Consider the following 14,858-nt stretch of genomic DNA (forward strand, 5'->3'; position numbering starts at 1 on the left):
CGCTTAGAGCACTTCCGCAAGGAAGCGCTGGAGACGCGGGCTCTGCGGGTTGTCGAATATTGCCTCTGGCGTGCCTGCTTCCACCACGCGTCCCTCGTCCATGAAGACGACCTGATCGGCGACCCTGCGGGCAAACCCCATTTCGTGCGTAACAACGACCATGGTCATGCCGCGCATGCCGAGTTCGGCCATGAGGTTGAGGACGCCCTTGACCAATTCCGGATCGAGTGCACTCGTCACCTCATCGAACAGGATGACTTCCGGTTCCATGGCAAGCGCACGGGCAATGGCGACGCGCTGCTGCTGGCCGCCGGACAGACCGCCCGGACGATGGTGCTGGCGGCTGGCAAGGCCGACATCGGCAAGCCTTGCCTTGGCGATGCGTTCTGCCTCGGCTGCCGGCAGGCCTTTGATTTTCGTCAGTGACAGCATGACGTTTTCCAGCGCCGTGTGATCCGGAAAGAGGTTGAAATGCTGGAAGACCATGCCGACCCGGCGGCGCAGCGTTTCCGGCCTCATGGAGAGAATGCTCTCACCGTCGATGAGAATATCGCCGCTCTTGGGCTCGACCAGACGGTTGAGCCCACGCAACAGGGTGGATTTGCCAGAACCGGACGGGCCGATGATGCAGGTGACGCTGCCCGGCTTTACCGAAAGGTCGACTCCCTTCAGCACGTCAAGGTCGCCGTAGGCCATACCGAGACGGCGCACATCGAGGCTGCCGCCCTTGAACGAGACATCGGTCGCGCGAGCGGCACTGTCGAGTTCACTGACTTCCTCCAGCCCACTGGTGATGACAAAGGGGCGCGGCTTGCCAATCCGCAGGCGATTGTCGATCGCGTTGACGACATGGGTGAGTGGCACTGTGACGATGAGATAAAACACACCCGCCAGCAGAAGCGGTGAAAGGTTGCCGGTCACCACCGCCTGGTCCTGTCCTACGCGAAAGATCTCGCGCTCGGAGGCCAGAAGCCCAAGGAAATAGACAAGGCTTGAATCCTTAACGTTGCCGATGAATTGGTTGACGAGGGCCGGCAGGACGCGTCGCACGCCCTGCGGCACGACGATAAGCCGCATGCCCTGGCCGTAGCTCATCGATAGCGCCCGGCAAGCCTCCATCTGGCCGCGATCGACGCTCTGGATACCAGAGCGGAAAATTTCGCCGATATAGGCGCCGGCAATCAGGCTCAGCGCCAGGATGCCAAGCGGGTAAGGCGACGGACCGAAGAGTTCGCGGCCAATGCGGGCAAAGCCCTGGCCTATCAGGAGAATTGTGACGATGGCGGGAAGGCCGCGAAAAATATCGGTATAAAGACGAGCGGGGATGCGCAGCCAGGGCGAGCGGGAAATGCCCATGATCGCGAGCACCATGCCGATGGCGACGCCAAGCACCGTCGAGGTCGCAGCCAGGATCAGCGTATTCTTCAGACCGACCGTGATCATCGTCGGCAGCACTTCAGCCATGGCATCCCAGTCGAGGAAGCTGCGGCGCAGGTTTTCAAGCCAGTCCATTCGGAAATCCCTTGAAAGAAAGGCCGGTCCGACCAGTGAAGGCCGGACCGGAAGGCGGCATTACTGCTTGGGAAGATATGCCTGCGGCATCGGTGTACCGGGGAACCATTTTTCGTGCAGCTTTTTCCAGGTGCCATCCTGCATCGCTTCTTTCAGGCCCTTGTTCAGCGCCTCGCGCAACGCATCGTTACCCTTGCGGATGACGAAACCGGCGGGCGCATCGAAGCTTGGAATGTTGACCGCAATCTTCAGAGCGGGATAGCGGGCGGAGTAGTCCTTCGCAGCCTCGAAATCGAGGAAGTGGGCGTCCACCGTGCCGTTATTAAGCGCGGAAACGGCAGAGTTATTGTCCGGGAACTTGACGAGATCTGTGCCGGCAAAGTTCTTCTCGGCATAGATTTCCTGCAATGTGCCCTGCACGACGCCGAGACGCTTGCCCTTGAGGCCGGACGCGTCGGTAATACCAGCCTCGGGAGACAAGACGCTCAGGAAACCAGCCAGGTAACCGTCGGAGAAATCAACGGTCTCCTTGCGCTTGTCCGTCGTGCCAATCGCAGCGGCTGCGACATCGAAGCGGCCGTTGGCGACGGAGGGCATCAGGGCCGAGAACTCCTGGCCGGTGAAGACCACCTGCACCTTCTTAAAGCCGAGGCGTTCGGCGACGTTGAGGAAAAGCTCGATGTCGAAACCGGTAAAGTTTCCGTCCGCGGTTGTGAACGCATAGGGCTTGGCATCGCCCATCGTGCCGACACTGATCGTGGCGGCATCGATGAGGCCAAGCGGATTGTCGGCAAGTGCCGGCGTCACTGCGCCAGCAAGGGCACCGAGCGTGACCGCGATCGAGGTCGCGCGAATTTTGGCAAAGGCGGATGTGAAGGCTTGAGTAAGTTGCATTGCATTTGTCTCCTCTGGCGGCGTTGGTCTGCGATAATTTTGAGGCGCATAGGCCCCATCCGGACGGCGGCATGATCTCACCCACCCGGCCCCAGCAGTTCGCATGTCGGAAGTCTTTTTATGTTTGAGACCGGTCTCAATAGCGAAGAGACCGGTCTCTTTTGTTATTAGCAATTGTTATATTCGCATTTGCCACTCGTCAAGTTCTCTTGTAAGCCTACCGGTTATGGACAAAAGCGCGCCAAAATCGGTTTCCGTCACAGTCGCCGACGTCGCGCTCAAGGCCGGCGTCTCGAAGGCAACGGCTGCACGCGTGCTGGGCGGCTACGGAACGGTCAGCGACCGGGTGCGCGAGACCGTCACAGCCGCGGCTCGCTTACTCGATTACCGACCGAACGAGCTTGCTCGCAGCATGACGACGGGACGCTCCGGCACGATCGGAGTGGTAGTGGGTGATATCGAGAATCCCTTCTTCAGCCTCGCGGTGCGCGGCATCTCCGATGTCGCCCGGCGGGCGGGATTCACTGTCATTCTCATCAATTCCGGTGAAGATGTTGACGCGGAAAGAGCGGCCATGCGCACTCTGCTTGCCAAGCGTGTCGATGGCGTCATCGTCTCGCCGGCAAATGACCATGATGTCGAGCACCTGCATGAGGCTATCCGCTCCGGGTTGCCCCTCGTGTTGCTCGACCGCGCAAGCGACACACTCGATGTCGACACCGTGATTGCTGACGACCGGCATKCCGCCGAGAACATCACGCGTCGCCTGATTGCGCTCGGCCACCGGCGCATCGCCTATCTTACCGCCTGCGACACGCCGGACCATAGCTTCCGTGCGGTGGAAGACATCAATACCGGCTCGGTGCGCAGGCGCATCGAAGGCTATCTCGGTGTCTGCCATGAGGCTGGCTTGATCAACATGGATAAATGGGTCCAGGTTGGTGCTATGACGCCAAGTAAGACGCACCGCATCGTCAGCGAAATGCTACAATCGGCGCAACGTCCGACGGCGATCATTGCATCGGACAGTATTATTGCCCTGGAGGTGTTCAAGGTTCACCGTCAGCTGGGGCTTAGCATCCCAGACGACGTGTCGCTAATTTCGTTTCACGATGCGGACTGGACGTCGGTAACGACGCCCCCTGTTACCGTCGTGCGTCAGCCGGTCTACGATCTCGGAGCAAAAGCAGCCGAACTGTTGGTCGATCGATTAAGTCGCGAAGGTCAGTCTGCCCGCAAGGTAGTTCTGAAAACGGAGTTCGTTGAACGCGCTTCCACGGCAAAGTGCGTTGATCGCGTTGACTGCTCTTGAAGGGGTGTGAACCTTCGACCCTGCAATCAGTCACTCTCTTCGAGCCCTATGTCTCTGAATCTGCAGCGGTGGGATAGGCTTCCTCTCATTCGGCAGCCGTCTTCGACACGCTCTTTCGGCCTTCCCACTCCTGTGGCGTTAGCGTCTTGATGTCGAACTGGTCACGCGTACGGGCATACGTGTGGCCACCCATGCGGCCGACGGCATCCATCATCTGCTGGTCGATATGCAGGTTCGACGCATTGACCGCGTCGCTGYGGACGAAGACGCCAACGACCTCACCGAGGATGATCTCCCGGGCCGGCCCGACCTGCAGCGTCGTGTGACGGCGGCATTCCAAGGCTGCCGGGGCTGCAAGGATTCGCGGACTGCGGACCATCTGGCCGGGCACGGTCGCAAGGCCTGCCTCCTCCATCTCATTTACCTCGGGGCCGAACTTGATGGCGCAGACCTCCATCTGGTCGACCAGCGCATTGTCACAGATGTGGACGGTGAACTCGCCGGTCTCGCGGATATTGCGGGCGGTGTCCTTGAAGCGCATGTCGGCGTAGTTCTCGACGCCGATGGCGACGATGGCCGGATCGTGGGTCAGGACGTTGAAGAAGCTGAAAGGGCCGGCGTTCGGCTGGCCGTCCTTGCTGACGGTCGTCACCAGCGCGATCGGGCGCGGGATCACCGTGCCGATCAGGATCTTGTAGCGCTCGCGCTCGCTGAGGTTGGCAAAGTCGAAATGGGTGTGGCCAGGGGTCGTATTGGTCATATCAGGCCTCGGCAGCAATGCGGTGGAGTTCAAGCGGGGTGTGGCGGGAGAGGTTCTCGAACCCATCCTTGGTGACGACATACATGTCGCCGACATTGCAGCCGGCAGAAAGAGGCTCCAGCCATTGCGTATGGAGCACGAAGACCATGCCTTCTTCCATCCGGTCATAATTATGCGAGGAGATGTTGAAGCTGTTTTGCCCACCGGCCATGCCGACGGAGTGGCCGAGATTGGGATTATGCGGCCCGTGGGTCGCCGGGTAGACATGCATGAGCTTGCGACCCTGCGCCTCCCAGTCGATGTTCTTCACATACTGGCGCGGGATGAGGCGGGCGCTGCCGTCGTCCAACGGAGCCCAGTTGTAGGGCATGGTGCGCGCCTCGGGCGAGGCCAGCATGCCGCGCTCGATCATCGGCTCGAAGGCGGCGTTGTTGACGTCACGCATCAGGGCGCCGGGGCGGATCAGTTTCTCGGCCCGCTTGACGCCTTCGGTACAAGCCTCGAGCACCTCCTCCTGCCGCTGGGTGATCCCGCCGATTGCGATCATGCGAGCGGTCTGGGCGGTGTAGCCGCGATAGGTGACGTTGGAGACATAGAGATTGATCAGGTCACTTGGCCGCACGACGTGGCCGTAAGGCTTGCCGCAATGGGTGCCGAACTCGTTGATGCCGATCTGGTAGCCGTCGCCGGTCTCGCCGCCATAGGTGAGCTGCGCCTGGGTGAAGGCGGCGTAGATCTCGTGGTCGGTCACACCGGGCCTAGCGACATGATAGGCCGCCTGGGTGGCGATGCTGATGAGCTGGGCTGCGGCGCGGAACATGGTGATCTCGCGCGGCGAGCGGACCTTCTGCATCCGGTCGAGAATGGCATTATCGGCGACGAATTTCGTCTTCGGCATCAATTCGTCGAGTGCCGCCCAGAAGATCAGCGACGTCCGGTCGCCGATGCGGCCGATCTGGGCCTTGGCGAGCCCCATGCCGGCGAGGAGTTCGGCGCATTTCTCGGCCGTCTTGACGATGCTATCGCCCGGACGGTCGGCATATTCGCGGCCGATCGGGCCGATCTGCCAGATATCCTCGACCAGAACAGGCTCGCCGCCCGGCGGCAGAAGAACGGATTGCGTGAAGAAGGACAAGAGCGTCAGCGGCTTGTCGCTGTCGGTCGGGATGATCAGAACGCCTTCGCGCATCCAGTCGCAGATGTAGCGCAGGTAGTAGTTCGACGTGTGGAACCAGCCGACGCTGCCGGTATGGACGAGCAGCGCATCATGTCCGGCTTCGACGGCCTGACGGCGGATGCGGCGCAGGCGATCCTCGAATTCCTCGACCGGCAGCGGCAGCGGCGCATCGAAATTGAAATCCGGCTGGAAATCGGCCAGCAGTGAACCGACACGGTAGGAGCCAGACTTGGTTGCGCTAGGGGTCATGGGTGTTTCCTTCCAGATTGTTCTTGAGATTGGTCAGGCCTGCCGCGGCGCAAGAACGCGCCTTGCGACAAGCATGACGATTAGGGTGAGGCCGATGAGGATGCCCGAGATCGCGGCGACGCGAACGTCGAGCGATTCCTCGATCAGCGCGAACATGCGCAGCGGCAGGACGGTGGTTTCGGCATCCGCGAGGAAGAGCGATATCGAGACATTGTCCAGCGACTGGATGAAGACCAGAAATGCGCCGGCGAGAATGCCCGGCATCAGGAGCGGCAGTGTCACCCGGCGAAGCGTGGTGAACCACGATGCGCCCATCACGGTCGATGCCTCGGCGAGCGAAGGGTTGAGTCCTTGCGCGACGACGGAGGCTGCGCGGTACATCAGCGGCCCGAAGACAACGACATGGCCGGTCACGGTCAACCAAAGCGAGGGCTGGAGCCCGATGAAATTGGCGACGATCAGGGCCGCCAGACCGTAGACGAGGCTGGGCAGCACCAGCGGCGACAGAAGCAGAGGCTCGATCGCGCCGACCGCGCCCTTGCGCATCCGGCTCATGCCGATGGTCGCCGGCACTGCAAAGAGCAGCGAACCCAGAACCGCAAGTCCGGCGATCTTGAGCGAGTTGAAGGCGGCTGCATGTTCCGTCGCCGAACGGACGGGATCGAGAAGCGCTTCGTACCAGCGAAGCGAAAAGCCTTCGGGCGGGTATTTCAGGGTCTGGCCTGAGGTGAAAGACATTGTCAGAGCAATCACGATCGGCGCGACGAGATAGATCACGGCGAAGGTGCCGAAACCGAAGACGAAGAGCTTATAGAGCAGACCGGGGATCGGGCTTTCGTGACGATTAGCCATGGCCGACAAGCCTCCTGTGACGGGAAATGATCGTCATTGCGACGAGCAGGCAACCGGTGGAGAGCAGCAGGACGACGGCGATCGCCGATGCCAGCGGCCAGTCGAACAGCGTGCCGACCTCGCGGTAAATCAATTGCGGAACGTAGACGTTGCGCGCGCCACCGATGACGGCCTGCGTGACGAAGGAACTGCTGGTGCTTGCAAAGACCAGGATCCAGCCGGCCAGCAGTCCGGGCAGCATCAGCGGGATCAGCACGGTCACGAAGATGCGCCAGGGACCGGCACCGGAGACCTGCGCGGCTTCGGTATATTGCACCGGCGTGCGTGACAGGATGGCGACGAGCGGCAGGATGATCAATGGCAGGTCGATCTGGCACATGGCCATGACGAGACCGAGTTCGGTGAACATCAGGGTCATCGGCCGGCCGATTAGCCCGAGCCCAAGCAGTGCTTCGCTGATCGGCCCCTGCCGCCCGAGAATGACGATCCAGGCGAAGGTGCGCACCACATTGCTGGTCAGCATCGGGACGAGCGTCAGGAAGATGATGACCTGACGCCCCGTCCTGCCGCTGTGCCAGTAGAGAAGCGCGATCGGCACGCCGAGCAGCGTCGTGGCGGCAACGGTTAATAGACCGAGCCGTGCCGTGTTGAGGAGGACGCGGAAATTGAACGCGTCCCCGAAGAACCTGATGTAATTACCCAGCGTGGCGCCGTCCGGCCCCGTGAAGCTGAAACCGACGAGAACGGCGAGCGGCGTCGCAAAGAACGCCACCGACAGCAACAGCATCGGGATAACGTATGGAAAACCGCCCGCCTTCATCGTGCTCTCCTCAGCCTGCGACGAGAGCGTCGAACTGGCGGATCCAGTCGGCGCGGTTCTTGTTGATGGCGACCCAGTCCGGATAGACCATGTTGCCGAGCTGCTCACGCGTCACATAGGCTTCGATCTCGGGCGTCAGCGCGACGTCCTTGTTGGTCGGGAACATCTCGGTCGGCGGCAGCTTCAGCTTGTCCTGCGCTGCCTTGGAAATGGCGGCGTCCATATAGGCATAGGCCGCATCGAGGTTCTTTGCGCCCTTGGTCAGGTGGATGTTGACCGGGGCTGCCGGCGCGCCGGTTTCCGGAGCGACATACTCAGCCTTGAGACCCATCGACTTCAGGCGGGCGACATTGCCGGTCGAGCACATGAAGACCGCGATTTCGCCCTGCTGGAACAGCGTCATCTGGTGGTTGGTGCTGTCGACCACGCCCTTCAACTGTTCCGGATGCTGCTTGAACACCTTGAAGACCGCGTCCATGTCGTTGGGGCCGGAGCCAAAGATCTTCGCCATCTCCGTATAGGCCATGACGGCGGTGTTGGAGCCGAAACCGGTCCAGGAGACGAGGCCGCTATAGGCCGGATTCTCGAACAGGTCGCGATAGCCCTTTGGGCGCGGCACGAGATCTGGGTTATAGGCGATGCCGTTGACCTCGATCGTCACGGTCGGACCGTATTCACCCTGGAAGGCAGGATCGAGCATGCCCCAGTTCTTCAGACGGCTCGGATCGATCTTTTGGATGATGTCGTTCTCGATAGCGACAGCCATCTGGCCAGGCGACATCAGCAGCGTGTCGTAGGGCGGGTTGCCGGGGCTCGCCATGACCTTCGCGAGCTGATCCTGCGCCATCGACGGGGCGATGGTCAGGCCGTAGCCGGCTTCCTTGACGAGCGGGCCCAGAACGCTGCGATAGCCGTCTTCCCAGTTTCCGGGAAAGGTCGCGGCGATCGCGGTTTCGCCTGCCGCCGCGCGGGCAGCGAAGGGCATTGCGGAGGCTGCGGCGACGCCGGCAGCGAGAAGGCCGAAATGGCGGCGGGTCATTTTGAAGTCGTTCATGCTGTACCTCTGTTGGTTGTTGTTGATGTCATTCTGTTGTTGGCATTCACTGGATGCTTTCCGGTTCGGCCGGAAATGCGTGACACCTGCGGGTGTCGATCTCTGCGAAAAGCTGGGCACCGATATCGGGAATGGCGGTGCCGGGACCGCGAACCTCGGAAGCGCGCAGGCCCGTGCCGTCGTTCAGCACAAGGTCGTGGATCAGCGTCGGGCCGAGCGGCACGGCAACGGTGACGCGCGCGGCAAGCGCATTCATGCCGGGCTGCGTCATCAGACGGACCTCTTCGGGCCGGAAGGTGATCGTGACGACGGAACCGGTGGTGAAGCTCAGGCGGCGCGGCAGGACGAGGTTTTCGCCGCTCTTCAGAGCGATGACCGTGCTGCCTTCGCCGAGTTCGGCAACAGTGCCATGAAGAACGTTGGTCTGGCCGATGAAGGTGTTGACGAACAGGGTCTTCGGCCTGTCGTAGACGGCCATCGGCGTGTCGATCTGCTCGACATTGCCCTTATTCATCAAGACCAGGCGGCTGGCGAGGCTCTGTGCCTCCTCCTGGTCGTGGGTGACGATCAGCGTGGTGATGCCGAGTGTCTTCTGCAGATGCAGGAGCTCGACCTGCAGGTCGAAGCGCAGTGCCCTGTCGAGAGCACCAAAGGGTTCGTCGAGAAGCAGGAGCGACGGACGGCCCGCGATGGCGCGGGCGACCGCGACACGCTGCTGCTGGCCACCGGAGAGTTCGCGGGGCAGGCGGTTGCTGTAGCCATCGAGCCGGACAAGCGAGAGCATCTCATCGACCCGCGCGTTTCGCTCCCCGCGCGGCACTTTCTGGCAGGCCAGCGGATAGGCGATGTTTTCCGCAACGGTCAGATGCGGGAACAGCGCATAGTTCTGAAAGACCATGCCGATGCCGCGTGCACGGGCCGAGACATCTGCAAGGTCGTCGTCGCCGAGCACGATCCTGCCCGCCTTTGGCTGGATAAGGCCGGCGATTGCCCTCAGCACCGTCGACTTGCCGCAGCCGCTCGGCCCCAAAAGCGCGACGATCTCGCCGGCCTCGATATCGAAGGATATGTCGCTGACGGCATTCTGCCCGCCATAGCTATGGGTGACGCCCCGAACACTGAGCCGCTTGCGATCGGTAGTCTTTGCGATGTCCAGCATGTGGCTTCCCTGATCTTGCGTGGTGGCAGTGATCGCTCCGACGCCGGAGCATGTTCATGAAAAGGGAACTGCAAAGGCCGTGCCAGATTCAGATTCCATTGATGGAGACCAATTCAACCGACTGATTAAATGTCTCTTTTTATGATTTCTAAACTTTCGAAACTTTCTTATAATAAATTTCCGACATTTATTTCGGAAATTTATTTGTCTAAAGTTTTATCATAAAGGTTCGATGTGGTGCAGAATTCTGCACATTTATCGGCCGGATATCTGCAGCATCTGGGGAGAAACAGGCAATTTCCCCGGCCAACAGCATCGTGATAAGAATAGACATGAGGGAAACGGCGAGACTTGAGGCGGTTCTCGCCCAGAAAATCGACGCAAGGGCGATTTTTTAATCATTGTTATTTCGAACAATTATGCGAAGTAATGTACGAACCTTTATTCGTAAAAATACTGAGGAAGGTTTATTCGTTCATATTCAATCGCTTGATGCCTCTAACACAAAACTGGCACGGTGATTGCTTGGTATCTCCTGAAAATTCACGCACAGCAAAAAAATCGAAAAGGGGATCCAATGAAAAACGTGCCGACAGTTCTGAAGACCGGCATCGCCACGGCACTCATCACCCTCATATCACTTTCCGCCCATGCAGCGGAGAGCGCGGCCGAGAAGATGGAAGTGGCTGACGTCAGCAAGCTCCCAGGCGTGGTGCTGAACCAAAAGCTGGCGGATGGTCTTCCCGCGTCCATCAAGGCATCCGGCACGCTGAAGGTCGCAACGGATTTGACGCCGCCGATCAGCTTCCACGGTGACGACGGCAAGCTTGTCGGTATCGACGCCGATATCGCCGCGGCCCTCGGCGTGATCCTCGGCCTCAATGTCCAGATGACGGATGTCGGCGCCGGCGCCGCCATCGTTCCCGCAATCCTCTCCAAGCGCTTCGACATGACGATTTCAGGCATTAACGACGACGTCGAACTGGAAAAGCAGGTCGATGTGATCGACTACATGTACGATGCCACCACCATCATGACGATCAAGGACAATCCGCTCGGCATCAAGAGCATGGAAGATCTTTGCGGCAAGAAGGTCGCCGTTCCGGTCGGCACCTTCCAGGGCAAGATGGTCGAGGCCGCTTCGGCGAAGTGCAAGACGCCGATCGACATCATGGCGATCCCGAAGATGCCCGACGTGCTGCAGGCGGTGCGCACCGGCCGTGCCGACGCCACCGTCAACGGCTACGCGACCAGCGTTTACACGACCGAACACCAGACCGGCAACGGCAAGGGTCTGCAGGCGCTTCCCGATATCCGTCTTGCGGTCGGCTATCTCGGCATGCTGACGGCAAAGGACAATCCGGAGCTCCGCGACACCGTCGTCGCCGCCCTGCAGCAGATGGTCGACAGCGGCGCATACGAGACGATCATGAAGAAGTGGAGCCTCGGCCCGCTCGCGGTGAAGACCGTCAAGGTCAACGACGCCGCCAGCATGCCGGCGGAGTGAACCCATGACGCTGTTCACCACGCAGACAACGACAATGAGCCTGCCGCCACCGGCCATGCGGTCGATCAAGTGGGGACAGTTCGCTACCGGTGCCAGCGCGATCCTCGCGCTGGTGCTTCTCGGCAGCGTTGTCGCGCAGAGCCAAAGCGTGCAGTGGTCGGAGATTCCGCGCTACCTCGTGAATCCCTCTATCCTGCGCGGGGTGCTTCTGACGCTGGAGCTGACAGCCGGCGCTATGGTTTTCGGCATCGGCCTTGGCTGCCTGCTTGCCGTCATGGCGACATCGACGAACATCGTGCTGAAGGCGATCGCCGCAGGCTTCGTCTGGTGGTTTCGCGGCGTGCCGCTGATCGTGCAGATCTTCCTGTGGTTCAATATCGCGCTCTTCATTCCGCAGGTCGGGGTGGGACACTACAGCATCTCGATCAACGACCTCGTCACACCGGCGCTCGCCGGCTTTCTGGCGCTCGGGCTGCATGAAGCCGCCAACATGTCGGAGATCATCCGCGGCGGCCTGCTCGCCATCGGCCGCGGGCAGCGGGAGGCTGCAACGGCACTCGGGCTGAAGCCACGGCAAACATTCCGCACGATCATCCTGCCACAGGCGGCGCGCCTCATCGTGCCTCCGACCGGCAACCAGGCGATCGGCATGCTGAAGGCGAGCGCCATCGTCTCTGTCATCGGCATGCAGGACCTGCTGACACAGGCGCAGGTCATCTACGCCCGCAACTTCCTGGTGATCGAACTGCTGTTCGTCGCCTCCATCTGGTACCTCGCGATCACCACGGTGGCGTCGATCGGGCAGCACTATCTCGAGAAAAGCCTCCAGCCCAAATACCGCAGCGGCGGCGGCAGGTCCCGCACGGGCAAACGCGGTTGAGGACAGACCAACAACAAAGCGCGTCGCCAGAGCAGCGGCGCCTGTCAGGAAACGACAAGGAAYACATCATGAAGCTTGGCATTGACAATATCAAACTGCCGGAATCGAAGAAGCGTGGCCCGCTCGGCAGCCTCGACCACGTCAAGGAGCTCGGGCTTTCCGGTATCTTCTTTTCGACGGCGCTGGACATGAGTCCGACGCTCGACATCGGCGAAATGCGCGACATCAGGGCGAAGGCAGACGAGCTCGGTCTCTACCTGGAAAGCGGCGTCGGCAAGATCAATCCCTATTGCAGTGCCGAGGAGCCTGCTCTTCGTGCCGCCGGCGACGGCGACATCATCTTAGCCTTCATGCGGATGATCGAAGCGAGCGCTGCCATCGGCTGCTTCGAGCTCTGGGTCGCGCCCGGCAACTTCAAGTCCGAATATCGCGGCCGGCTGGCCAACGATCGTTTCCGCACCGACATCACCTGGGAAGACCAACTCACGGGCATCGAGAAGGTTCTGAAGAAGCTTGCACCTGTTGCCCGCGCGCATGGCGCGCATCTGAACATCGAGACCCATGACGAGATCACCTCCTTCGAGATCCTGCGGCTGATCGAGAAGGTCGGTCCGGATTGCGTCGGCACCGTCTTCGACACCGCCAATGGCCTGCAGCGCGCCGAGCACCCAGCCTTCGCGGCAAGGCGCCTCGCGCCCTTCGTTCGCCAGACGCATATCAAGGACGCCTATGTCGGCCGCGCGCCCGGCGGCCTCGACTTCCAGACCCGCCCGGTCGGCGGCGGTATCGTCGACTTCGAGACGATCCTGCCGATCCTCGCCGAAGCCAACCCCGCGCTCAACCTCTCGCTGGAGGTCGCAGCCTCCGTCGCCGACAAGCCGCGCAAGGCCTATCCGCGCCAGTGCATCCAGATCCACGATCCGATCTGGCGCGCGGGCCATCCCGATCTGACAGCCGAAGAATTCGACGCCTATATGGCGTTAGTCGATGCGTACGAGACACGCGTCACATCCGGCGAGGTTCCGGACTGGGAGGCCTACGAAGCCAGCCAGTACGGCTATCCGAGCTACGATCATCAGTCCTACGGCTTCGACGAGGCGATCGCGTTCATCAAGCAGTCGGCACGTCACATCGAAACGATCTGCAAGGAAAAGGGCATTGCCCTAAACGCTACGACGGCAAACAAGCAGGCAGCGTGATCGCCTGAAATGACGGCGGCTTCGGCCGCCCGACTTCACAAGCTTATGGTGGAAACATCGAGTTGCGCACAAACATTCTTATAGAAAAAATTACAGCGCGCAGATATCGGTTACGGCACGGTCCGAAGACCGTGATATAGCTTGGAGAGGATGATGAAGAGAACGCGCCGTCAAAGCCAGAAATCGCCCGCAACCGCTAACGGCGCGGCAGAGACAGCAGACAATGACGATGTGTCCGAGCGCATTCGCAATACGTTGGCGGCGGCGATCGGCGAAGGCGCCCTCACGCCGGGTACCAAGATCCTTGAAGAAGCAATCGCGGAGCATTTCGGGGTTAGCCGCACCGTCGTTCGCGGCGCGCTCGGCGTACTCGAAAGCGATCATCTTCTCGAGCGAAAGAGAAACCGCGGCACCTTCGTTGCAGAACCGAGCATCGAGCAGGCAAAGAGCCTGTTCGAAGCACGTCGGAAGCTAGAGCGGCTGCTGCTTGAACTTGTTGTCACGCGAGCGACAAGAGAACAACTCGATGCGCTGGAGCGCCTGACGGACGAGGAAGAGCACATCCATCACCACGGCGACGAGAAGTCGAAGACGGTGCTCTCGGGCAAATTCCACATCGTCCTCGCCGATCTTGCCGGAAATCCTGTACTGACGGAAATGCTGTCCAAGATCGTCGCGCGCCTTTCGCTCGTCATGTCCCTCTACGAAGAAGACCGCAAAGACGACTGTGGTGCTGACCACCACCGCATGATCGTTGCGGCGTTGAAGGCGAAGGACCTGACCAAGGCACAGGACTTGATGGATCACCATCTCGCGGACATCGAGGGGCGCGTGCGCCTCACAGAGGGCCAGGGCGATCGGCATACGTTTCTAGCAGTGTTGGAGAACTTCTCATGAGCTTATCAGCTCGGAGCCGGGCAGTAGCGCTTCCTTCATAGCGCAAGCGCCTGTGCCGCTCTTGAGGAGAATCGATGCTAAAATTTTATGCCGCTGCTTGATCGATGGCGGCCCAAGGCTCCTATCGAATGCCAAATCGCTCATAGTTGCCCGAAGGTCCTCGTTAAAGCAGGCGAAAATGCTGGCGATCACGCCGACACGCGATCATGGTGTTGCCGCGGGCTCAAAATGAAGTTCGTACATCTGCGCAGTTTGCCGGTTCTAATGACGAGATGCGTGGCTCGAGGAACCGCGAAGCGGGGTCTGCACGCGGAGGTTTCCCCACTCGCTAAGTCGCCGCCTCCTGTACGACTGGAAGGTTGAGCAAACCCACTTCAGCCCTCACCAGCCTCAGAAAATCTCGCACAACAGACTTCTCGGCCGCGGCGGGAGCGTAGATCGCGCCGGATGCTTGGATACCTCCGGGATCACCTACGTTTATATCGACGATCCCGAGCGCGTTGAAAAGGTCGCGGAACCCACTGGATGCCGCCATTAAATGCGACGAACCGCGTAGCCCTCGGACACCAATGCGCCGGCGAGTGCG

General features: G+C 60.6%; 13 protein-coding genes. 5 read left to right on the forward strand and 8 right to left on the reverse strand.

Going from position 1 to position 14,858, the window contains the following annotated elements; all coding sequences use genetic code 11:
• Positions 1 to 3 precede the first annotated feature (3 nt).
• Both AC1DNW_RS12745 and AC1DNW_RS12750 read right to left on the reverse strand, forming a co-directional pair.
• Positions 4 to 1,512 carry an amino acid ABC transporter permease/ATP-binding protein gene (locus tag AC1DNW_RS12745; RefSeq protein ID WP_113334948.1) on the reverse strand — a complete coding sequence of 503 codons (1,509 nt, stop codon included), beginning with the start codon at positions 1,510 to 1,512 and terminating at the stop codon, positions 4 to 6.
• A 60-nt stretch (positions 1,513 to 1,572) separates the two neighbouring features.
• Positions 1,573 to 2,406 carry an ABC transporter substrate-binding protein gene (locus tag AC1DNW_RS12750; RefSeq protein WP_477852930.1) on the reverse strand — a complete coding sequence of 278 codons (834 nt, stop codon included), beginning with the start codon at positions 2,404 to 2,406 and terminating at the stop codon, positions 1,573 to 1,575.
• Between the two features lie 226 nt (positions 2,407 to 2,632).
• On the opposite strand from AC1DNW_RS12750, the gene AC1DNW_RS12755 reads away from it, so the two are divergent.
• The gene (locus AC1DNW_RS12755) at positions 2,633 to 3,718 is read left to right on the forward strand and encodes a LacI family DNA-binding transcriptional regulator (RefSeq protein ID WP_477853128.1); all 1,086 of its coding nucleotides are present in this window, start codon (positions 2,633 to 2,635) and stop codon (positions 3,716 to 3,718) included.
• An 85-nt stretch (positions 3,719 to 3,803) separates the two neighbouring features.
• Here the strand turns inward: AC1DNW_RS12755 and AC1DNW_RS12760 are convergent, their stop codons facing one another.
• Genes AC1DNW_RS12760 through AC1DNW_RS12785 form a run of 6 tightly spaced genes read right to left on the reverse strand, consistent with a single transcriptional unit; the run spans position 3,804 to position 9,789 of the window.
• On the reverse strand, positions 3,804 to 4,478 hold the full coding sequence (locus AC1DNW_RS12760; RefSeq protein WP_477852932.1) for a flavin reductase family protein: 675 nt from the start codon (positions 4,476 to 4,478) through the stop codon (positions 3,804 to 3,806).
• Position 4,479: 1 nt separating this feature from the next.
• Positions 4,480 to 5,904, reverse strand: a complete 1,425-nt coding sequence (locus AC1DNW_RS12765) for a M24 family metallopeptidase (protein ID WP_477852934.1) — start codon at positions 5,902 to 5,904, stop codon at positions 4,480 to 4,482.
• A gap of 33 nt (positions 5,905 to 5,937) precedes the next feature.
• Positions 5,938 to 6,756 (reverse strand): ABC transporter permease, encoded by an 819-nt coding sequence (locus AC1DNW_RS12770; protein WP_477852936.1) that lies wholly within the window; start codon positions 6,754 to 6,756, stop codon positions 5,938 to 5,940.
• The gene (locus AC1DNW_RS12775; protein WP_477852937.1) at positions 6,749 to 7,576 is read right to left on the reverse strand and encodes an ABC transporter permease; all 828 of its coding nucleotides are present in this window, start codon (positions 7,574 to 7,576) and stop codon (positions 6,749 to 6,751) included. The genes AC1DNW_RS12770 and AC1DNW_RS12775 overlap by 8 nt, the downstream gene beginning before the upstream one ends.
• Before the next feature lie 10 nt (positions 7,577 to 7,586).
• Positions 7,587 to 8,630, reverse strand: a complete 1,044-nt coding sequence (locus AC1DNW_RS12780; RefSeq protein WP_477852938.1) for an ABC transporter substrate-binding protein — start codon at positions 8,628 to 8,630, stop codon at positions 7,587 to 7,589.
• A 46-nt stretch (positions 8,631 to 8,676) separates the two neighbouring features.
• Entirely contained in the window at positions 8,677 to 9,789 is a 1,113-nt protein-coding gene (locus tag AC1DNW_RS12785; protein WP_477852940.1) for an ABC transporter ATP-binding protein, read from the reverse strand.
• Positions 9,790 to 10,366: 577 nt separating this feature from the next.
• On the opposite strand from AC1DNW_RS12785, the gene AC1DNW_RS12790 reads away from it, so the two are divergent.
• The 4 genes from AC1DNW_RS12790 to AC1DNW_RS12805 all read left to right on the forward strand — a co-directional run bounded on the left by AC1DNW_RS12790 (position 10,367) and on the right by AC1DNW_RS12805 (position 14,272).
• Complete coding sequence (locus AC1DNW_RS12790; protein WP_477852941.1) at positions 10,367 to 11,296, forward strand: ABC transporter substrate-binding protein; 930 nt, start codon at positions 10,367 to 10,369, stop codon at positions 11,294 to 11,296.
• A 4-nt stretch (positions 11,297 to 11,300) separates the two neighbouring features.
• Positions 11,301 to 12,176 carry an amino acid ABC transporter permease gene (locus tag AC1DNW_RS12795; protein WP_477852942.1) on the forward strand — a complete coding sequence of 292 codons (876 nt, stop codon included), beginning with the start codon at positions 11,301 to 11,303 and terminating at the stop codon, positions 12,174 to 12,176.
• 68 nt (positions 12,177 to 12,244) lie between these two features.
• Positions 12,245 to 13,375: a sugar phosphate isomerase/epimerase family protein gene (locus AC1DNW_RS12800; RefSeq protein WP_477852944.1), complete on the forward strand. Its 1,131-nt coding sequence runs from the start codon at positions 12,245 to 12,247 to the stop codon at positions 13,373 to 13,375.
• A 153-nt stretch (positions 13,376 to 13,528) separates the two neighbouring features.
• Positions 13,529 to 14,272: a GntR family transcriptional regulator gene (locus tag AC1DNW_RS12805; RefSeq protein ID WP_477853130.1), complete on the forward strand. Its 744-nt coding sequence runs from the start codon at positions 13,529 to 13,531 to the stop codon at positions 14,270 to 14,272.
• The last annotated feature ends 586 nt before the right edge of the window (positions 14,273 to 14,858 follow it).

The organism is Rhizobium sp. 05L429 (assembly GCF_056397645.1).

What these genes read in the sequence shown, in the direction of transcription:
- AC1DNW_RS12750 (WP_477852930.1), bottom strand. Translation starts at nt 2,406, where the DNA reads ATGCAACTTACTCAAGCCTTCACATCCGCCTTTGCCAAAATTCGCGCG.
- AC1DNW_RS12765 (WP_477852934.1), bottom strand. Translation starts at nt 5,904, where the DNA reads ATGACCCCTAGCGCAACCAAGTCTGGCTCCTACCGTGTCGGTTCACTG.
- AC1DNW_RS12795 (WP_477852942.1), top strand. Translation starts at nt 11,301, where the DNA reads ATGACGCTGTTCACCACGCAGACAACGACAATGAGCCTGCCGCCACCG.
- AC1DNW_RS12770 (WP_477852936.1), bottom strand. Translation starts at nt 6,756, where the DNA reads ATGGCTAATCGTCACGAAAGCCCGATCCCCGGTCTGCTCTATAAGCTC.
- AC1DNW_RS12775 (WP_477852937.1), bottom strand. Translation starts at nt 7,576, where the DNA reads ATGAAGGCGGGCGGTTTTCCATACGTTATCCCGATGCTGTTGCTGTCG.
- AC1DNW_RS12745 (WP_113334948.1), bottom strand. Translation starts at nt 1,512, where the DNA reads ATGGACTGGCTTGAAAACCTGCGCCGCAGCTTCCTCGACTGGGATGCC.
- AC1DNW_RS12800 (WP_477852944.1), top strand. Translation starts at nt 12,245, where the DNA reads ATGAAGCTTGGCATTGACAATATCAAACTGCCGGAATCGAAGAAGCGT.
- AC1DNW_RS12785 (WP_477852940.1), bottom strand. Translation starts at nt 9,789, where the DNA reads ATGCTGGACATCGCAAAGACTACCGATCGCAAGCGGCTCAGTGTTCGG.
- AC1DNW_RS12780 (WP_477852938.1), bottom strand. Translation starts at nt 8,630, where the DNA reads ATGAACGACTTCAAAATGACCCGCCGCCATTTCGGCCTTCTCGCTGCC.
- AC1DNW_RS12790 (WP_477852941.1), top strand. Translation starts at nt 10,367, where the DNA reads ATGAAAAACGTGCCGACAGTTCTGAAGACCGGCATCGCCACGGCACTC.
- AC1DNW_RS12805 (WP_477853130.1), top strand. Translation starts at nt 13,529, where the DNA reads ATGAAGAGAACGCGCCGTCAAAGCCAGAAATCGCCCGCAACCGCTAAC.